16 protein-coding genes and 1 riboswitch are annotated in these 18,752 nt (G+C 58.1%); of the genes, 5 read left to right on the forward strand and 11 right to left on the reverse strand.

The window, feature by feature from the left end; translation table 11 throughout:
- Positions 1 to 78: 78 nt before the first annotated feature.
- Complete coding sequence (locus V6N04_RS11895) at positions 79 to 1,746, forward strand: thiamine pyrophosphate-binding protein (protein WP_371170392.1); 1,668 nt, start codon at positions 79 to 81, stop codon at positions 1,744 to 1,746.
- On the opposite strand, the gene cobO is transcribed toward V6N04_RS11895, so the two are convergent.
- Together cobO and V6N04_RS11905 are read right to left on the reverse strand one after the other, a co-directional pair.
- Entirely contained in the window at positions 1,743 to 2,351 is a 609-nt protein-coding gene (cobO, locus tag V6N04_RS11900; protein WP_371170393.1) for a cob(I)yrinic acid a,c-diamide adenosyltransferase, read from the reverse strand. The genes V6N04_RS11895 and cobO overlap by 4 nt on opposite strands.
- A 107-nt stretch (positions 2,352 to 2,458) precedes the next feature.
- On the reverse strand, positions 2,459 to 3,664 hold the full coding sequence (locus tag V6N04_RS11905; protein WP_371170394.1) for a TsoY family (seleno)protein: 1,206 nt from the start codon (positions 3,662 to 3,664) through the stop codon (positions 2,459 to 2,461).
- A 163-nt stretch (positions 3,665 to 3,827) separates the two neighbouring features.
- Between V6N04_RS11905 and V6N04_RS11910 the strand changes: the two genes are divergently transcribed.
- The gene (locus tag V6N04_RS11910) at positions 3,828 to 4,154 is read left to right on the forward strand and encodes a hypothetical protein (RefSeq protein WP_371170395.1); all 327 of its coding nucleotides are present in this window, start codon (positions 3,828 to 3,830) and stop codon (positions 4,152 to 4,154) included.
- Here V6N04_RS11910 and V6N04_RS11915 read toward each other — a convergent pair.
- Genes V6N04_RS11915 through cobN form a run of 3 tightly spaced genes read right to left on the reverse strand, consistent with a single transcriptional unit; the run spans position 4,151 to position 8,897 of the window.
- Positions 4,151 to 4,750 (reverse strand): nucleotidyltransferase family protein, encoded by a 600-nt coding sequence (locus tag V6N04_RS11915; protein ID WP_371170396.1) that lies wholly within the window; start codon positions 4,748 to 4,750, stop codon positions 4,151 to 4,153. The genes V6N04_RS11910 and V6N04_RS11915 overlap by 4 nt on opposite strands.
- Positions 4,747 to 5,217: a GNAT family N-acetyltransferase gene (locus V6N04_RS11920; RefSeq protein WP_371170397.1), complete on the reverse strand. Its 471-nt coding sequence runs from the start codon at positions 5,215 to 5,217 to the stop codon at positions 4,747 to 4,749. The genes V6N04_RS11915 and V6N04_RS11920 overlap by 4 nt, the downstream gene beginning before the upstream one ends.
- Positions 5,214 to 8,897 carry a cobaltochelatase subunit CobN gene (cobN, locus tag V6N04_RS11925; RefSeq protein ID WP_371170398.1) on the reverse strand — a complete coding sequence of 1,228 codons (3,684 nt, stop codon included), beginning with the start codon at positions 8,895 to 8,897 and terminating at the stop codon, positions 5,214 to 5,216. Before cobN ends, V6N04_RS11920 begins: the two co-directional genes overlap by 4 nt.
- A gap of 62 nt (positions 8,898 to 8,959) precedes the next feature.
- Between cobN and V6N04_RS11930 the strand changes: the two genes are divergently transcribed.
- Positions 8,960 to 9,121 carry a hypothetical protein gene (locus V6N04_RS11930; protein WP_371170399.1) on the forward strand — a complete coding sequence of 54 codons (162 nt, stop codon included), beginning with the start codon at positions 8,960 to 8,962 and terminating at the stop codon, positions 9,119 to 9,121.
- A gap of 7 nt (positions 9,122 to 9,128) precedes the next feature.
- On the opposite strand, the gene V6N04_RS11935 is transcribed toward V6N04_RS11930, so the two are convergent.
- Together V6N04_RS11935 and cobW are read right to left on the reverse strand one after the other, a co-directional pair.
- Positions 9,129 to 9,581: a GNAT family N-acetyltransferase gene (locus V6N04_RS11935; RefSeq protein ID WP_371170400.1), complete on the reverse strand. Its 453-nt coding sequence runs from the start codon at positions 9,579 to 9,581 to the stop codon at positions 9,129 to 9,131.
- The gene (gene cobW / locus V6N04_RS11940; protein WP_371170401.1) at positions 9,578 to 10,681 is read right to left on the reverse strand and encodes a cobalamin biosynthesis protein CobW; all 1,104 of its coding nucleotides are present in this window, start codon (positions 10,679 to 10,681) and stop codon (positions 9,578 to 9,580) included. The genes V6N04_RS11935 and cobW overlap by 4 nt, the downstream gene beginning before the upstream one ends.
- Positions 10,682 to 10,713: 32 nt before the next feature.
- A riboswitch (cobalamin riboswitch) is annotated at positions 10,714 to 10,912 on the reverse strand.
- Between the two features lie 202 nt (positions 10,913 to 11,114).
- Between cobW and smc the strand changes: the two genes are divergently transcribed.
- Together smc and V6N04_RS11950 are read left to right on the forward strand one after the other, a co-directional pair.
- Complete coding sequence (smc, locus tag V6N04_RS11945) at positions 11,115 to 14,570, forward strand: chromosome segregation protein SMC (protein ID WP_371170402.1); 3,456 nt, start codon at positions 11,115 to 11,117, stop codon at positions 14,568 to 14,570.
- A 62-nt stretch (positions 14,571 to 14,632) separates the two neighbouring features.
- Complete coding sequence (locus V6N04_RS11950) at positions 14,633 to 15,100, forward strand: YbjN domain-containing protein (RefSeq protein WP_371170403.1); 468 nt, start codon at positions 14,633 to 14,635, stop codon at positions 15,098 to 15,100.
- A 55-nt stretch (positions 15,101 to 15,155) separates the two neighbouring features.
- Here V6N04_RS11950 and V6N04_RS11955 read toward each other — a convergent pair whose 3' ends face one another.
- From V6N04_RS11955 to V6N04_RS11970, 4 genes are read right to left on the reverse strand one after another with little or no spacing between them, the layout of a single operon-like run.
- Positions 15,156 to 16,340 carry a lytic murein transglycosylase gene (locus V6N04_RS11955; RefSeq protein ID WP_371170404.1) on the reverse strand — a complete coding sequence of 395 codons (1,185 nt, stop codon included), beginning with the start codon at positions 16,338 to 16,340 and terminating at the stop codon, positions 15,156 to 15,158.
- A 46-nt stretch (positions 16,341 to 16,386) separates the two neighbouring features.
- Positions 16,387 to 17,304, reverse strand: a complete 918-nt coding sequence (cbiB, locus tag V6N04_RS11960; RefSeq protein WP_371170405.1) for an adenosylcobinamide-phosphate synthase CbiB — start codon at positions 17,302 to 17,304, stop codon at positions 16,387 to 16,389.
- A complete protein-coding gene (locus tag V6N04_RS11965; protein ID WP_371170406.1) occupies positions 17,301 to 18,248 on the reverse strand; it encodes a threonine-phosphate decarboxylase in 948 nt (315 codons plus the stop codon). The genes cbiB and V6N04_RS11965 overlap by 4 nt, the downstream gene beginning before the upstream one ends.
- Entirely contained in the window at positions 18,245 to 18,616 is a 372-nt protein-coding gene (locus V6N04_RS11970; protein ID WP_371170407.1) for a DUF1636 family protein, read from the reverse strand. Before V6N04_RS11970 ends, V6N04_RS11965 begins: the two co-directional genes overlap by 4 nt.
- Between the last annotated feature and the right edge of the window lie 136 nt (positions 18,617 to 18,752).

The raw sequence follows: 18,752 nt of genomic DNA on the forward strand, positions 1-18,752 counted from the left end.
CCTCCTGTTACGCCTGCGCCAAGGTGCGGTGTGCGATACGCAAGGTCAACGGTTGAGTGCAATGCAAAGGACGTAAGCATGCGGCATGGCGGACAAATCCTGGTTGATCATCTGAAAGCCGAAGGGGTGCGTCGCGTATTCTCGGTTCCCGGCGAGAGTTTTCTGGCCGCTCTGGACGGGCTGTATCACAGCGGGATTGAGAACATCGTTTGCCGTCAAGAAGGTGGAGCCGCGATGATGGCCGAGGCACATGGCAAGCTGACCGGAGAGCCGGGGGTTTTGTTTGTCACACGCGGACCGGGGGCCACGAATGCCTCGTCCGGTATCCATGTGGCGATGCAAGACAGCACGCCGATGGTGGTTTTTGTTGGCCAGATCGCGCGCGCGCACCGTGATCGAGAGGCGTTTCAAGAGGTGGACTATCGCGCCGTCTTTGGTCCTTTGGCCAAGTGGGCCTGCGAAGTTGACCAAACCGAGCGCTTGCCTGAATATCTTGCCCGCGCCTTTCATGTCGCACGTTCTGGCCGACCCGGTCCCGTTGTGGTTGCCTTGCCCGAGGATATGCTCAGTGCTTGTGTGGATGTGCCCGACAGGCCAGCGATACAGACATCGACTGGGCACGTTACACCCCAAGATGCCGCCAGAGTTCTTGAAGCCATCCAATCAACCAAGCGACCACTGCTTGTCGCTGGCGGCTCAGTTTGGTCGCCCACAGCCGCGGGTGATCTCACCGATTTCGCTGCCGCGCATGCCCTTCCGATTGCCACCGCGTTTCGTCGGCAGGATTATGTGGACAATCGGCACCCCAACTATGTCGGAGACCTTGGGCTTGGGATTAATCCCGGTCTGAAGGCAATGTTCGATGAGGCTGATGCATTGATTGTTCTGGGCAGTCGCCTTGGCGACATCCTGACCGGAAGCTATGAAATGCTCGATCCGGCCCAGACCGGAAAGCGCATCGTGCATGTTTATCCGCAACCCGATGAGATTGGCCGAGTGTTCCATGCAGATATAGGGCTGGTCGCAACCGGGCCAGAAGCCCTTGGTGAACTCGTGAAACTGCCTGCAACGACATCCCCAAATTGGGCAGAATGGACGAAGGCAGGTCGCGTCTCCTACGAGGCATTCCAAACGCCGATAGAGACTCCCGGCCCGGTCAAGCTAGAACGCATCATGGCGTTGCTGTCGGATCACCTGCCTGACGACACAATCATGACGAATGGCGCGGGTAACTACGCAACTTGGCTGCACCGTTATTTTTGCTTCAAACAGCACGGCACTCAGCTTGCCCCGACTTCGGGTTCGATGGGCTATGGGTTTCCCTCCGCCGTCGCTGCAAGTCTGGAAAACCCGGGGCGTACGGTCGTCGCATGGCTCGGCGATGGCGAGTTTCAGATGACATTGAACGAGATGTCGACCGCCATTCAGCACGGCGCAAAACCCATCGCCATCATCGCCAACAACGGACGTTACGGTACGATCCGAATGCATCAGGAACGTACTTATCCCGGCCGCGTATCGGGCACGGATATGGCCAACCCCGACTTTGCAGTGCTCGCGCGGGCCTATGGCGGACACGGGGAAACCGTCACTGATGGGGCCGAATTCGCGGGGGCGTTCAAACGCGCCCAACAAGCGGACACGCTGGCCGTGATCGAACTGGTGTTGGACCCGCAGGTCGCAACACCCGGCATGACAATGGATGAACTGCGTGCGCAAGGAGAGAAGGCAGCAAAAGGGTCTTAGTACTCGACCCCAAGCTGCGCTTTGACACCTGCCCGGAACGGATGCTTGATCAGCTCCATCTCGGTCACAAGGTCCGCGATTTCGATCAGTTCTTCTTTGGCATTGCGACCCGTTAAGACGACATGTGTCATCTCGGGTTTCTCATCCACAAGGAACGTCACGACCTCGTTCACGTCGACATAGTCGTAACGGATCGCAATGTTGATCTCGTCCAACAGCACCATCTTGTTTGACGGGTCGCGGATCAACTCTTTCGACTTCTCCCAAGCCGCTTGTGCCATTTCAACATCGCGCGTTCGGTCTTGTGTTTCCCATGTGAAGCCTTCGCCCATAGTATGGAACTCGCAGATATCGCTGAACTTCGCATTGATCAGATCACGCTCGCCGCAATCCATTCCGCCCTTGATAAATTGCACGACGGCACTTTTCATATCAGCCGCAATGCACCGGAAAATCATCCCGAACGCAGCCGAGCTTTTGCCCTTGCCCTTGCCTGTGTGAACAATGATCAGACCCTTTTTGTCGGTCTTGGTAGCCATGATTTTGTCGCGAGCGGCCTTCTTCTTGGCCATCTTCGTTGCGTGGCGGTCGGGATCTACGGTCATGTTGTCCTCACTAATATTCGCGTGGTCTACATTGCGTCTCGCAAGCTCCAGATGCAAGAGAGGGCGCACCATTTCTGGCACGCCCTTTCAAATTCATTCCGGATGGATCACTCAGCCGGAACAACCGTTTGTTCGGCACGCCCGAAATGCTGCTTGTTCAGACGGAAAACCAAAGCAACCATTCCGAATTGGAAGGCAATGGCGATGGCCGTGATCGCCCAATAGGTGACCGAAAACTTATCCAGCACGCCAGCCTTCACCAAGCCGGAGTTAACGAAGAACTGCAGCAGGACCGACAACGCCACTCCGGGGCACACCAAGGCATAGGAACCCGGCGAAGCTTCGGACCCGAACACATAGCTTTTCCAGTATCCGACCCGCGACAGAACCGTCATGCCCAACAATCCGAACAGCACCTGAACGGCGATCAAACGCGCAAGGAAGATCATCGTTTCCGCAGCGGACCCGTGTACGTCGAACGTGGCATGCAAACCGTGGTTCTGACGCATGAACATGATGCCCAGAATGGTCATCAGCGGGATCACGATCATCAGGGTTGGCGCTGCTTCTTTCGCAGTGCCGTAATGCAGCATCGAGTTGAAGGCTGTGAAAAGGGCAAGTGCGGCATATACAATGGCTGCAATACCAAAGAACGTTGACCCGACCAGCGACACGCCAACAACAATCGTGTTGTGGCTCATGGCTGCGGGGGCGGCAAAACCAACAGCGGTCATCGCGAGGGCAAAGGACGGCAGCATCTGCGCGAAACTGTTATGCGCAGTCACGTCAAAGACGCCGCCTTTGGACAGAACGCGACCCAAGAAGTCCCCGATCAAGCTAAGTGCATAGATCCCTATTGCTAGAAACGCTGCCATTGCAAATGGGAACAGGTATTCGACGATCGGCCAAAGGCCCGGAACGAAGACAAGACCAGCAATGAACAAGCCGTTCACGCTCATCGCCATGGCAAGAGGCATGGCAAGGATGGTTGTTTCGCCGTTCGAGTTCTTTAGTTTTTCATAGGTTTCAGATTTGCGAAAACCCGAGAACGCTTTGAGGTTCCAGAACAGGTATTTCAGGTTCAAAAACACAAAGGTCGCAATGCCGATCCAAGCAATTGCGATTGCGATTTGAAGTCCCATCGAACCCGATGTGAAGGCAGCAATGATGTCTTCAAACACCGGGACGGGCCGTCCGGGGTGCTTCACCCAGAACATAAGATACATGAAAAACGTGACCGAAAGGCCGCCTACCCCGACCGAGGCAAGGAAATAGAGCGGAGAGTATTTGTCCGCAGGGCGATTGGGTTGCATGGGGTTTCTCCATTCTTTTATATTCATATTCTTGAATATATTTAGACTGAGTCGCCCAGCACCTCAACCCCGCCAACCGGTACAAGTTGTCGCGGCCCGATGCTCCCAGATTTACGTGTTGTTAACCAAACCCGCGCAACTTGCTGGTGAAGGGAGACCCATAGTGAAGATAACGACAATCACCGCGAGCATCATTGCGACAACCACATTGCTAACTGCATGTGACAGCCCCAGCCCTCAATTCATGAGCGCGGATACAAGCGTTAAGAAAACCACGGTCGAGGGCTCAACGTTCTCGGTCCACCGTCGTGAAAACTGGGTCGAGGTCTATCGGACAAGCTTTGAACCCCTGCCACGCATACCCGTAATCCTTGGACGTGCCCGCATCGCGATCGAGGAAACCACACGCTGCAAAGTAGTCGAAGGGTCTCTGTCAGGTGATCAGGCTATTCAGCGGGCAAAGATCGACTGCAGTGGGATCACGCCTTAGCCCCAAGGCACCACAGTCAGTTCCGGCCAGATGGCCAGTTGTCGGGCGGCTTTGGCCTCGTGAGTTGCGCGATTGTTCAGGACACGATTGGGCGTCACGCGAAACGAAAACACGTCGTCTAGACCATATGGTGCATAGAGTGAAAGGCTATCGTCCTGCTCAAGTCGGATCCCAACGCAATGCGTCTTACACGCAAAACGATCAATGCCTTCGCATGACGACGCCAGTGGTGCGTAATCCTCGCCAAAATGATCTTTGTACCAAAGATGTACCCGCGCTTGGTTGCGGATTTCGATGGGCGGGTGCGGGGGGAACAAATCCGCTCCGCGTCTGATCACCCGATCCTCGGCGTCCCACGCAGTATCAGGGTCGAAATAAAACAGGTCGATATCCTTGATCCCGGTCAACGGGTCGCGGTCGGTCAGCACATTCCAAACAGTGTTATAGATCGCGCCCGATACCAGCCACCAATCCGGAAGCCGCATGTCTCGCGCAATCTGAAGAACGTTCATCAGATGGGGTTGCGCCCGCACAATCGTTTTCAACGCATTCAACTGATCTTCGGCAGGCAGGCCGGAATAGCGGAGATGGTTCACACCACCAAATCCTTCGCAAACGTGAAATCGGTGATCCGATCATACCCATCATGAGAGCTTTCCGCGATTTTTCGGAAGCCGAGTTTAGAAAACATGGCGTGGTTTTCGACCAGTTCAACGCGGGTTTGGAGAATCAAGCGCCCGAAACTCAGCGCGTGTGCCCGCTCCTCGGCAAGCTTAACCAGCTGGCGTCCAAGACCTTGCCCTTGCGCCACTGGATCAACGGCAAGTTTGCCAAGATATAGCGCAGGCGGTGTGTAATCTGGCTTAGGTGTTAAGAACACACAGGCCTTGTGGTCGATCACCCAAACCTCGCCGGTATGCGATTGTTCGGCAATTCCTTCGGCCGTCAACCGATGTAGCGAAGATGGCGGATCAATTCGCCCCTCCATGCTGGCAAACGCGCGATGCAGCAGCTCCAGAATGGGTGTCATATCTTCGGAAGATGCAACGCGTCGTGGGGTCATGTGATCCCGTCTAGCATGGCACGGGCTGAATTTGAACGTGGCACCCAAAGGCCGCGCTCTATGGCTTCTCGCAGGCGTTCGGCGATCTCTTTCAGCGCGGGTTCGTTGTGTTCCTCGATGAATTCACGAGTGTCTTCATCCTCGATAAACGCACCATAGACCAGATCGAAATGGTGGCTTCTCACAGCGCCCGTTGTGGCCGCAAAAGCGAACATGTAGTCGACAGTCGCAGCGATCTCGAACGCGCCTTTGTAGCCGTGACGCTTCACCCCATCGATCCATTTCGGGTTCACCACCCGGGACCTCACGACTCGGCCGATCTCATCCTCCAACGTGCGGATCACCGGGCGTTCTGGGCGCGAATGATCGTTGTGATAGATCGGACGGTCGCGCCCCTGAAGCGTTGCGACGGCAGCCGCTGCGCCGCCTTCGAACTGATAGTAATCGTCGCTATCAAAGATATCATGTTCGCGGTTGTCTTGGTTTTGCACAATGGCCTCGACCTGACCCAAGCGCGCTTCGAACCCTTCACGGTCGCGCGCGCCTTCGCTGCCAGCGCCATAAGCATACCCGCCCCATTCAAGATACGCATCAGCAAGATCAGCTTTGTCTGCCCACAGCCGTTCGTCGATCATGGCTTGAAGGCCAGCGCCATAGGCACCGGGTTTTGAACCATACACGCGATATGCGGCTTCACCGGCGCGTACGCGCGCGGCTGCCGGGTTAACGTCGTCGGGCTCATCCAATGCCTGAACCGCCCGCGCGGCGCTATCGACAAGCGAAATCAATTGCGGGAAGGCGTCGCGGAAAAACCCCGAAACGCGCAACGTGACATCCACACGAGGACGGCCCAAAGCGGTCGCCGGGATCACCTCGAACCCCGTCACACGCCGGTTCGCACTGTCCCATTTGGGTTTCACACCCATCAGGGCGAGCGCTTGCGCAATGTCGTCGCCGCCGGTGCGCATGTTGGCCGTGCCCCATGCGGTCACCAGCATCGCGCGCGGCCAGTCACCATGAGTCTGTAGGTGCTTGTCGATCAACAAACTTGCTGATTTCCAGCCCAGCGCCCAAGCGGTTGGTGTTGGCACAGCGCGGCTGTCGACGGAATAGAAGTTCCGTCCAGTGGGAAGCGTGTCTAATCGTCCGCGAGTTGGCGCACCGGATGGTGCAGGGGCGACGAACTGCCCAGCTAGGGCGGTGAGGAGTCCCTCCCCCTCGCCCGGACCGCAAGCTGCCACATTGGGGCGCACGCGGGCTTCGATCTCCGCCAAAACTGCAGCGCTGCTATCTCCCGGAGCTTCAGCCTGACCGTCCAAAAGACGCGATGCCAATCCCTCTAGCCGCTCAACCGTGTCGCCTTGGCTGCGCCACGCGCCATCACCGGACAACACATCTGGGCGCATCCCAGCCCAAGGTTCCGCCATGTCACAATCGAGCGGGTCAAAATCAAGACCTAAGTCATCTGCAAGCGCGCGTATAAGGGATGCGTCGCCGCCTTTGCCCGCTCCACGAGGCACCCGGACGAGCGCCTGTACCAGATCACGTTCCAGACGCCCTTCGGGCGATTGCCCAAAGATGTGCAACCCGTCGCGGATTTGAGCCTCTTTCAGTTCGCAAAGGTAGGAATCAAGCTTAGCGAGGTCTTGATCGTCGTCATCCCCCGACATCCCGACATCGGCATCCAGTCCGGTAGCTTGCGTCAGCGTCAAAATCTCTCGGCGGAGGTACTCAATCCGGCGCGGATCAACGCCGGCGGCTTCGTAATACTCATCAACCAGCGCTTCGAGGTCACGCAGAGGCCCATAGGTCTCGGCTCGGGTCAACGGCGGTGTCAGGTGGTCAATGATCACAGCCTGCGCGCGGCGCTTGGCTTGAGTACCCTCGCCGGGGTCGTTCACAATGAATGGATAGACATGAGGCATTGGGCCCATGACGGCCTCGGGCCAACATTCTTCGGACAAAGCGACCGCCTTGCCCGGCAGCCATTCAAGATTTCCGTGTTTGCCCATATGCACCAGTGCATGTGCCCCAAACTCGTGACGCAGCCAGAAGTAAAACGCAAGGTAGTTGTGTGGCGGAATAAGATCAGGGCTGTGATAGGTCTCGGTTGGATCAATGTTGTAACCGCGGGCAGGCTGCACACCGACCACCACATTGCCATAAGTCAGCACAGACAGGGCGAAACCGCCTTCTGCGAAGAACGGATCGTCCTCGGGCATGCCCCAGCGACTTTCCAGCGCCGCACGCATGTCCCACGGAAGTCCGGTGTAATATGTCTGATAATCCGCGAGCGAGAGCCGTACACCACCCGCGCGATCCGCCCTATCCGTCAGCCAGTTTGTCGGCCCCGCCATTACGGCCTGCATCAATGCCTCGCTATCCACGGGGGCGCCGTCGATGGCATAGCCCTCGCCGTCAAGAAGCCCCAGCGCATGAACCACAGCCGCCGGCGTATCCAGCCCAACCCCATTGGCCAGTCGCCCATCTTTATTGGGATAGTTCGCCATGATCAGGGCCACTTTGCGATCCCCAGCTGCAACACGCCGCAGCCCGACCCAGTTGGCAGCAAGCTCGGCCACGAATTGTACCCGATCCCCTTGCGCGCGGTAAGTGGCGATGGGACATTCCGTGGCCTCGTCGAAGAACGCTTCGCCCTTGAAACTAATCGCGCGCGACAGAATGCGCCCGTCAACCTCTGGCAAAGCAACATTCATTGCGATGTCGCGCGCAGACAGGCCGGACAGCCCTTCGGCCCATGCCTCTTCGCTCGATCCGGCCAGCACAACTTGGAAGACGGGTGCGGCATTGCACCAAGGCATCTGGAGGGGGTTCGAAGCCCCCGACGAATGCTCCCCCTCGTGCGGAGAGCCAACTGCGAAAGATGTGCAGTTCAGGATCACATCTGGTGCGGCTTCGGTGAAAAGGCTTTCCAATGTCGCCACCGACACCGGATCCTTGAGTGACGCAACAAAAACCGGCAACGGGTTCAATCCCTGCCGCAACAGCGCCTTCACCAGCCGGTTGATCGGATTCAGCCCAGCGCCTTGAACCAGCGCGCGATAAAACACAACAGGGACGACCGGTGCGCCTTTGGTCCATGCGTTTTGGGCCGCCGAAATATCGGCCACACCGGACCCCGGCCAGTAAACGCCAGCCCGCAACAATGGACGGGCCGCTTCGGGCTTGTCGTCGCCGTCCAGCATTGCCTTGGCATAGGACAGAAACCCAACCGCGTTCTCTGGCCCACCTTCCACAAGATAGGCCCAGAGCGCGTCATAATCCTGATCCGACACGGTCGAAAGCGCGCGCAGTTCGGCGTCGGGTTTGTCGTCGCCCGGCAGAAGCGCCAAAGGCACGCCCGCATCGCGCAGATGTGCCGCGTATTGCTCAGCCCCGTATTTCCAATACCCCACACCGCCCAGCACACGCGCCACGACCAGCCGCGACTTGGTGGCGCAGTTGTCGACATGCAAATCAACGGACATCGGATGCACAAGATGCATCATATTGGCCAAGCGCAGACCGGGTGCATCCTGCATTTCCGCGCGCGCTTGCGACAGTCCTGCAAGCTCGGTGTCTGCCGCCGAAATGAAAACCAAGTCCGAAGGCGTCTGCCCCAGATCAACCGGTTCTTTCCCGTCATCAATGCTGCCCGGTGTGGCTGCCAGAAGATGCATGTCGCGCCCTTCGAATTAAGATGTTAAGGACCGGGGAAATTAGACCCGATCAAGGTAGACACATGGATTACAAAGCAGCCGGCGCACCCAAACCCGCCAAAGGCGTTCCGCGCCATTCCGAACACAACGCCCGTGGGACCGAGAAGAACCCCCTGAACCGCAAAGAAGACAAGACGGCGCTTTTGGCCCGGATGAAGGCAGCAGCGGCGGCCAAAAAGGGTTGAGCACGGCTCACAATGCTTTCTCCATAAAAATCGAGCTTGCGGCGTTCAGGTATTTGCCGAACGCACCGCAGTCTACGAATCCAGCCCGTCTGTAAAGCCGGTGCGCGGCGTGCAGCGCGTCACCGGTTTCAAGCTTCATAACCGGCAGGCTCTTGGCGCGTGCAGTCGCCTCCAGCTGCGCCAAAAGCGCTTCTCCTACACCCTTGCCGCGCGCGTCGGTCGCCACGAACATCGACTTCACTTCGCCGTAGCTTCCGGCGTCATAGAGAGCCGCCGTACCCAGTACCTGCTCGGCTTCAAGCGCCACAAAGAACGAGATTTCAGGAACGCAAAGCTCATCAATCTCCAGATAGAAATTGTCCTCGGCTGGAAACAGCTCTGTCATCAGCGCATGGCTTTGCGCCAGCAACGCTGCCGACTGAGGGTCGCGCGGATCGCCGGGGACAACCTCAATCGTCATGCGACCAGTGCTTTCTCAATCGCCGCGCGGTCCAGACCTGATTGCCCGATGACAACCAACCGGGTTTCCCGCGGCTGCGTGCCAAAAGGTTGATCGTAATAGGTATCGACGCGCGGACCAACTGCTTGGAGGGTCAGACGCATCGGCTTGCCTTCGACGGCCGCAAAGCCTTTCAGTCGTAAAATATTGTGCTCGCGGATAGTTTGCGCGACTTGCTCGGCAAACGAGGTTGGATCGACCACCTCTGCGCGCGTGACCACGAAGCTCTCGAACGCATCATGGTCGTGATCATGATGGTGATGGTCATTGTCGTGATGATGATCATCGTCATGGTGGTGATCGTGATCATGCTCGTCTTCGTGGTGATGGTGACCCTTTTCATGAAGCGACAGACGGGCATCGACATCATCCTCGGCACCCGCGCCTTGGCCCAGAAGCACCTCGACCGGCAATGCACCCATGGTCGAGCGGACGACCTGAACGCCGTCGCGGCTTTCAGCGATCAGCTTTGATACCAGCGTGTCCGCTTCGCTGTCACCCAGCAGGTCGGACTTGTTCACGACAATCATATCAGCACAGGTCACCTGATCTTTGAACAGCTCAGACAAAGGCGTCTCGTGATCAAGGTTCTCGTCCAATTTTCGCTGAGCTTCCACGGCCTCCAGATTGGATGCAAACTGCCCATCCGATACGGCCTTACCGTCCACCACGGTCACCACGCCGTCCACAGTCACGCGGGTCGAAATTTCGGGCCACTGAAACGCGCGCACCAAGGGTTGCGGGAGCGCCAGACCGGAGGTCTCAATGACAATGTGATCTGGCGGCGTGTCACGATCCAACAGCTTTTCCAGCGTCGGAATGAAGTCCTCAGCTACGGTGCAACAGATGCAGCCGTTCGACAGCTCCATGATGTCATCTTCTGTGCAGGTCTCGTCCCCGCAGCCTTTCAGAATATCGCCATCCACACCCAGATCGCCAAATTCATTGATGATCAGCGCGATGCGTTTGCCATTCGCATTGTCCAGCATATGCCGGATCAGGGTCGTTTTACCCGCACCTAGAAAGCCGGTGACAACGGTCGCAGGGATCTTTGCTTGCATAGTATCCTCCATCGCCCGTCTCCCCGACGGGTGGGTTGCATTCGCGCATGGCAGGTCTCCTGGCTTCGCGGGTCGAGGCGCCTGCCGCCTTCCCAACCCATCGGGTCAGTGGCTTTGGCAGATGCTCTCCGCTTACAGTCGCGGGGGCGGCTACAGCATCAGACCCCGGCTTGGGTCGTCTCCGCTGTATTCCCTTTTGTCCCATCGGGAACCATGCTGGACTTCTTTGCCGTGCACAGGGCCAAAGGGTCAAGATCGAAACCGACCTTGGCGCGGGATTTGGCGTCACCGCCGCGACTAGCGACATACCTTGAATGCAATATCTTGTGGATAACTTGCATTTCCCACCTAGATATCGATCCTGACCGTTGACTCACTCGTTTTCCATCCGAACAATCATCTGACGGTAAGAATCAATAATGAGGCAGACCGCTTGCGGTTTTCAAAACTCCGACTGAATGGCTTTAAAAGCTTTGTAGACCCGACCGATCTGGTGATCGCGGATGGGCTGACCGGCGTTGTCGGTCCCAATGGCTGCGGCAAGTCAAATCTGTTGGAGGCGTTGCGGTGGGTCATGGGTGAAAACCGCCCGACTGCAATGCGCGGCGGCGGCATGGAAGACGTGATCTTCGCCGGTGCCTCGACCCGGCCCGCACGGAACTTTGCAGAAGTCTCGCTGCTGCTTGACAACAGCGAGCGCCTCGCGCCCTCGGGCTTTAATGACAACGACAATGTCGAGATCGTGCGCCGGATCACACGCGACGCCGGGTCGGCCTACAAAGTGAACACCAAAGACGTGCGGGCACGCGATGTGCAGATGCTGTTTGCAGATGCCTCGACCGGGGCGCATTCGCCCGCGCTGGTGGGGCAAAACCGGATCGCAGAACTGATCAATGCCAAACCGAAGGCGCGACGCCGCATTCTGGAAGAGGCTGCCGGGATTTCCGGGCTGTATCAACGCCGCCACGAAGCAGAGTTGAAGCTGCGTGGAACCGAGACCAATCTGGCACGCGTTGATGATGTGATCGAGCAACTGGCCTCGCAATTGGGGCAACTGGCCCGACAAGCTCGCCAAGCGGCTCGCTATCGCACGATCGGAGACGATTTGCGCCGCGCCGAGGGCCTTTTGCTGTACCGCCGATGGAAAGAAGCTGATGCCGCCCGCGCCGAGGCCGAAGCATTGCTGACCGAACGTGTGAAAGCCGCCGCCGCCGCCGAAGGTGCATCTCGTGCAGCCACCAAGGCCCGGCAAGAAGCCGAGGATCGCCTGCCACCCTTACGTGAGGAAGAAGCGGTCGCTGCCGCAATCCTGCAACGCCTTCAGGTTCAGCGCGACCAGCTATCTGATCAAGAAAATCAGGCCCGACAACGGATCGAAACGCTGACGGCTCGCATCACGCAGCTATCGCGCGATATCGAACGGGAAAGCGGATTGAACAAGGATGCCGGCGAAACAATCGAGCGATTGGACTGGGAGCAACAGCAACTTACCAAAGCGTCTGACGGCCACGATGCAGCCCTTGAAGCCGCCAATACAGAGGCCCGTGAAAGTGCCGCGATCTTGCAGGAACGCGAGGGCGATCTGACCCAGCTGACAGAGGACGTGGCACGGCTGGCCGCGCGCCATCAGTCTGCTCATCGTTTGCTGGAAGACAGCCGTAAGACGCTTGAGAAAAGCGAAAGCGAAGCTGAACGCGCGCGCGCATCCATGGATGATGCGAAGGGGGCTCTGGACAAGGCCGGAACGGATTTTGAGGCCGCAAAAACCGCCGAGGCTGCATCGGCCAAAGCCGCCGAAAGCGCGGAAGCTGATCTAATCGCCGCAGACGAGGCGCGCGCCGAAGCGCAAGCCCGTGAAGCCGACGCCCGTGCGGCACGGTCCGCAGCCGAAGGTGAGGTCAATGCGCTTCATGCTGAGGTTCAGGCGCTGACCCGACTGGTTGAACGCGATGCGTCGGAGGGTGGTCAGGTTCTTGACGATCTACGGGTCAAAACCGGTTATGAAAAGGCTCTGGGCGCGGCGCTTGCGGATGACCTGCGTGCGCCGGCCATCGACGGCGAAGCTGCGTCGGGCTGGGCGTCGTTGCCTGCTTATTCACAAGCGCAGGCGCTGCCAGACGGTGTGAACGCGCTAACAAATTTCGTAACCGTTCCTGAGGTTCTGGCCCGCCGAATGAGCCAAATTGGCCTTGTCTCGACCGCCGATGCGGCACGCTTGCAGGTCGAGTTGAAGCCAGGGCAGCGGTTGGTCTCGATCGAAGGTGATCTTTGGCGTTGGGATGGATTTCGCGCGGGGGCCGAAGATCAGCCGTCGACCGCAGCGCTGCGCCTTGAGCAACTTAACCGTTTGCAAGAACTGAAGCAGGATCTCGAAGAGGCGTCGGCCCGTGCTGGTGGTGCGCGCGCCGCCCATGAAAGCCTGAAGACCCGACTGGTTGAGACGACCGAGGCCGACAAACGTGCGCGCGATGCGCGCCGCGATGCGGACCGCGCCATGGCAGACGCGAACCGCGCCCTGTCGCGCGCCGAAGCAGATCGCAATATCGCAGGCGGCAAGCTAGAGAACCTAGGGCTGGCCGTACAACGTCACGAAGAAGAAGCCATGGGCGCACGTCAGCGATTGGCCGAGGCCGAGCGAGGCGTGGCCGATCTGGGTGATCTGGACGCGGCGCGTGCTGGGGTCGAAGACGTCAAAATGGCGGTTGAAGCGGCGCGGATGACCATGATGGCCAAACGATCCGCGCATGATGAGTTGCGCCGCGAAGGTGAGGCAAGGACTAAGCGCAGCCAAGAGATCGTCAAGGAAGTTTCGGGCTGGAAGCACCGGTTGGAAACCGCAGGAAAACGCATCGCAGAGCTTGAAGAGCGCAAATCCGAAAGCGAGGAAGAGCTGCACGAAGCCGAAACTGCGCCAGAAACACTTGCCGCCAAGCGGGACGAACTGGCAAGCGCGATTGATGAGGCCGAGACACGTCGTAAGGCCGCCGCAGACGCTTTGGCAGAAGGCGAGACAGCCGAGCGTCAGGCTGCGAACGCCGAGCGAGATGCGGAACGCGCCGCTGGCGAAGCCCGCGAAGCCCGCGCCCGCGCCGAGGCCCGTACTGAGGCCGCGCGCGAAACCGTGACCTATGCGGTCGAGCGGATTTCGGAGGATATGGAGACCACACCGGATGCCCTACTTGAGAGTTTGGATGCCGATCCTGAGAAGATGCCTTCGTCTGAGCAAATTGAACATGACGTCAACCGTTTGAAACGCCAGCGCGACGCCCTGGGTGCGGTGAACCTTCGCGCCGAAGAAGACGCAAAAGAGGTTCAGGAAGAGCATGACAATCTGGTTCAAGAGAAGACCGATCTGGAAGAGGCAATCAAGAAGCTGCGCTCGGGCATTGCCAGCCTGAACAAAGAAGGACGTGAGCGTTTGCTGACGGCGTTTGAACAAGTGAATGCCAGCTTTAGCAACTTGTTCACCCATCTGTTCGGCGGCGGTGAGGCCAAGCTTGTGCTGGTGGAAAGCGATGACCCACTGGACGCTGGGCTAGAGATTATGTGCCAGCCGCCCGGTAAGAAGCTGTCGACACTCAGCCTGCTGTCTGGGGGCGAACAAACCCTGACAGCCATTGCCCTGATCTTTGCAGTCTTCCTAGCCAATCCCGCCCCGATCTGTGTGCTGGACGAGGTGGACGCGCCTTTGGACGACGCCAACGTGACCCGGTTCTGCGATTTGCTGGACGAAATGACGCGCCGCACAGACACCCGGTTCCTGACAATCACTCACCACGCCGTCACCATGTCACGCATGGATCGGTTGTTTGGTGTGACAATGGCCGAGCAGGGCGTCAGCCAGTTGGTGAGCGTGGACCTTAAAAACGCTGAGGCACTGGTCGCCTAAGCATTGCGCGTTTCGCTAGCCGCGACTAACCTCTCCCTGTAGGCCTTTTAGAGAGTGAGTTCATGAAAAACACCTTTTTCGTCGCAATATTTGCCACCACATCGGCGTTCGCAACCAGCACGTTGGCAGAATCCGTGATCGCTTCGGATCCGCAAACAGTACTGAAATACTTCGAAGACATTGGCGCTCCTGCCACAATCGGCGAAGACAATGTGGGCGATCCGCTTGTGACCTTCCAATACTATGGCACGGATATGGCCGTATATTTCTATGGGTGCCATGAGGCGAAGAATTGCAATTCGATTCAGTTTTTTGCCGGCTACACACCCGAAAGCGAAATCTCGATGGAGGCCATCAACCTTTGGAATGCCGAAAACAGATATGCCCGCGCCTATGAGGCAGAGAATGGCGGCAAAAGGTTGGAGTATGACATCTACACCGGCAATGCAGGCGTCAGCGCCGATGATTTCGACGAGATGTTTGACCTGTGGACAGAGCTTGTGAAGGATTTCGAAGACAAGATGTCCTAGAACCTGATGCAACGACAATAGCAAAGACAGGTGGACGTTCTGGTCGATACCTAACTTACAGTGCGTTCAACAACCGCGCAGTCGGCCAAGCGTCCGCCGGGAGCCCAAGTCGCATCTGCTCTTTTTGTACCGCCGCACGGGTTTTAGCTCCTAGAATGCCATCGACTTTCCCAACGTCATGCCCGCGAGATTGCAGTTTTTTCTGCAATGACTTCATCTGCTTATCCGAAAATGCTGGGTCGGGGTTTCCTGCTTTGTACACCGGAGCACCTTCAAGCCGCGTGGCGAAATAGGCGGCTGTTGTGACGTAGACGAAACTCTTGTTCCATTCGAAATACACGTCGAAATTCGGATAGGCGATAAAGGCTGGCCCCTTGCGCCCTTGTGGCAACAAGATCGAAGCCTCTAGCCCGGACGGACCCATACGACCTGCCCGAGGTTTCACACCGAGCTTGGCCCATTCACCGACGCTCATCTTATGATTTAGTCCCGTCTTCGACCAATCAAGATTGTCCGGCACAACCACCTCTTGAAGCCACTGTTCGCCAGCGCGCCAGCCAAGTTGGCGCAACATGTTGGCACCGGACAACAAGGCATCAGCCGGCGAGGTCCGCAGGTCGACCCGACCATTGCCATCCGCATCTACCCCAGCCTCGATGATATCGCCCGGCAACATCTGGACCATCCCGATCTCGCCTGCCCAAGCACCTTGCGACGTCGAGGGGTTGAACTCTCCGCGCTCGAAAAGCTCTAGCGCTGCGAAGACTTGCGGCTGGAACAATTCAGGTCGGCGACAATCATGGGACAATGTCACAAGCGAGTTCAGCGTGTTGAAATCGCCTTGAAATGCCCCGTAATCCGTCTCAAAGGCCCAAAAGGCAGTCAGGACACCCGGACTGACGCCATAGGTGTCTTGCATGGTCTGAAAAACGCTCTTGTGCTTCTTCAGCATGGATTTACCGCGCGCCATCCGGTCGTTGCTGATCAAGCGGCGGGAAAAATCAATGAAGGGGCGTTGGAATATGCCCTGAGACCGGTCCGCCTTGAGCGTCGCCTGATCCTGCCGAACCGAGGCAAAGAACGCATCCACGGATGCTTTGGTATGCCCCTGCGCGATAGCTTCCTTTTTCATGGCGCTCACGAAGGTTTTGAAGCCACCACCGCATTTCACAAGGTCCGCATAGGACGGCATCGCCATCAACGATAGCGCCAGCGTCGCGGCAGTCAGGATTCTTTGCATGATCGACCCTCATTAACAGACATGCGGGCAGGTTAGCGGATTACGCTCAGGTGACAACCGCCAGAAGGATCGTGATCCCCAGCAGAATCAACCACGCCGACCAAAGCATGTCGACGGATTGGTCGACCTCTTTCGCACCGATGTCGCGCGCGCCTTCCCCATTCACCCACGGAAAATCCCGTATTTCACCTTCATAAGAGCGGGGGCCTGCCAACGCGACATTCAAAGCGCAGGCCATCGCGGCCTCGGGCCAACCTGCGTTCGGGGATCGGTGCAACGGCGCATCCCGCCGGATAGAAGAGACCGCACCCCATGCACGGCGTGTGACCACAAACAACACTGCGGTCAGACGCGCGGGCACCCAGTTCAGAACGTCATCCAAACGCGCAGCGAATTTGCCGAACTCCTCGTGCCGAGGGGTGCGATAGCCGATCATGCTATCTGCCGTATTGACCAGCTTGTAGATCAAAATGCCCGGCAAACCGGCAACCAAAAACCAAAACACCGGTGCGATGACACCGTCCGAGAAGTTCTCGGCCGCACTTTCAATCGCGCTGCGGGCGACGGCAGCATCACTCATGTCCGCTGTGTCTCGTCCGACGATCAGCGAAACCGCCTCGCGTCCACTCTCAGTTGATTGTCGCAACGCATCTGCTACGGCCTGAACATGCTGCGTCAGGGATTTCTGGGCAAGCAAGACAGCAACCACAAGTATCTCCAACACGCCGCCGAAGGATATATCGGCAATCGCCCAGCCAACCATCCCGGCGATCACGCCAAGTGCAAGAACGCCAAGCGTGCCCTTTCGGACCCGATCATCACCTTCGTTGAACGACCGATCCAACCAACCAATCGCCGCACCCATCAGCACGGCTGGGTGAGGAATTTTTTTCCAGATCCGGTCTGGCTCGCCCATTAGCGCATCAAGGATGAGCGCGAGGGCCAATATCCATAAACAGCTCACAATGCGGCCTCCAATTGTGCCCAACGATCCGCCGGTGGCAGCCCTAGTCGCAACCAACGACTGGAGTAAGGGAAGATACGTGACCAGACCTTACCGTGTGCAAGCTTCGTCTGCCAGAGCGCCGCGTCCTGCACGTCATAAAGCCGGAAAAGCGTCGTTCCTCCGACCAGCTCTGCGCCTTGGTCACAGACTAAGGCGTCCAACCGGGACGCATCTTGCGCCAATCGCGCACGCGTGTCCTCGGCCCAGCGCTGATCTGCAAGGGCGCGCGCGCCAACCTCCAGACCCGGCCCCGAGACTTGCCATGGGCCAATCGTGTCGCGCAGATGCGCAATCAACTCGGGATCACCAATGGCAAACCCAAGACGCAACCCGGCCAATCCCCAGAACTTTCCAAAACTTTTCAGGACCAGAACACCTGGTCGATTGGCCAGTGCTATATGAGACGCATCTGGGGCCACATCGCAGAAACTTTCGTCGATCACTGTTAGCGGATAAGCGTCATCAGGTGCAGGCCAAAGCCGCCCGTCCGGGTTGTTTGGATGCACAATGACACGCGCCGCGGCGGCGCCTTGATCGATCACATGCCATCCGTGCGCTTGAAATGCGGCGGCATGTTCGTTGTAGGTTGGGCCAGAGATGACAGCTTTGCCGACACCGCGCAAAACCGGGATGCGCGCAATCAGTGCAGAAGCACCGGGCGCGGGCAAAATGGCAGCGTCCTCGGGTACAGACCAAAATCTTCGCGCGGCACGTTCAAGCGTTTCGAACGCAGCACGATCTGGCAGCGCGGTCCATGCATCGGCATTGATATCGCCGATGGGGTAGGGCGTCGGGTTGATCCCGGTGGACAGGTCCAGCCATTTGGTCCGGTGCCCCCCAAAGCGCTTAACCGCGTCGTCCAGCCCCCCACCATGGTCACGTGTCTGGGCACCTGCAGTCATTCGTCGTCCGGCAGCGGCATGTGGCGCGTGACAAAATGCCCTTTCACCGCTTGCGGCCACTCACGATATGGCACTTGGCCTGACGCACTGTCGCCATGTGCTCTAGCATAGTCGACCACGCCCAGCGCTGCTTCCTCAGAAGGTTCAAACCGACCCAATGTGTAGGACAGTTTGCCATCGGCCTGAATGGCTACGTTGCAACTGTTGTCACAGCCCATCAGGCAAGACACGCGCCGAGTACGGACTGGCGTTCCCTCTGCCTGCGCCTCGATCAAGGCGGCAAACACTTCACCATCCGTCTGCGGGGTCTGGGTCGCGTCCCAGCCTTCGCGTTTGCAAGTGTCACATATGGTAATCCAGGTGGTCATGGTTCGCTCCCGTTCGCTTCATCGGTATCAATCGGAAAACGGCGAGAAACTCAATGGTGTTTGCGGCATAGACAGATCACAAAACGTCAACGGCTGCAGAGCCCCCCGACCTGCGAGGCCCCGCATATGCCTTGCA

Source organism: Aliiroseovarius conchicola (genome assembly GCF_041403445.1).
Lineage (GTDB): Bacteria > Pseudomonadota > Alphaproteobacteria > Rhodobacterales > Rhodobacteraceae > Aliiroseovarius > Aliiroseovarius conchicola.

Excerpts from the sequence above, each read along its gene's own strand:
- V6N04_RS11965 (WP_371170406.1), bottom strand. The coding sequence starts at position 18,248 with ATGACTGCAGGTGCCCAGACACGTGACCATGGTGGGGGGCTGGACGAC.
- V6N04_RS11930 (WP_371170399.1), top strand. The coding sequence starts at position 8,960 with ATGGATTACAAAGCAGCCGGCGCACCCAAACCCGCCAAAGGCGTTCCG.
- V6N04_RS11920 (WP_371170397.1), bottom strand. The coding sequence starts at position 5,217 with ATGACCCCACGACGCGTTGCATCTTCCGAAGATATGACACCCATTCTG.
- V6N04_RS11905 (WP_371170394.1), bottom strand. The coding sequence starts at position 3,664 with ATGCAACCCAATCGCCCTGCGGACAAATACTCTCCGCTCTATTTCCTT.
- cobN (WP_371170398.1), bottom strand. The coding sequence starts at position 8,897 with ATGCATCTTCTGGCAGCCACACCGGGCAGCATTGATGACGGGAAAGAA.
- V6N04_RS11955 (WP_371170404.1), bottom strand. The coding sequence starts at position 16,340 with ATGCAAAGAATCCTGACTGCCGCGACGCTGGCGCTATCGTTGATGGCG.
- V6N04_RS11895 (WP_371170392.1), top strand. The coding sequence starts at position 79 with ATGCGGCATGGCGGACAAATCCTGGTTGATCATCTGAAAGCCGAAGGG.
- V6N04_RS11950 (WP_371170403.1), top strand. The coding sequence starts at position 14,633 with ATGAAAAACACCTTTTTCGTCGCAATATTTGCCACCACATCGGCGTTC.
- V6N04_RS11935 (WP_371170400.1), bottom strand. The coding sequence starts at position 9,581 with ATGACGATTGAGGTTGTCCCCGGCGATCCGCGCGACCCTCAGTCGGCA.
- cobW (WP_371170401.1), bottom strand. The coding sequence starts at position 10,681 with ATGCAAGCAAAGATCCCTGCGACCGTTGTCACCGGCTTTCTAGGTGCG.
- cobO (WP_371170393.1), bottom strand. The coding sequence starts at position 2,351 with ATGACCGTAGATCCCGACCGCCACGCAACGAAGATGGCCAAGAAGAAG.
- V6N04_RS11970 (WP_371170407.1), bottom strand. The coding sequence starts at position 18,616 with ATGACCACCTGGATTACCATATGTGACACTTGCAAACGCGAAGGCTGG.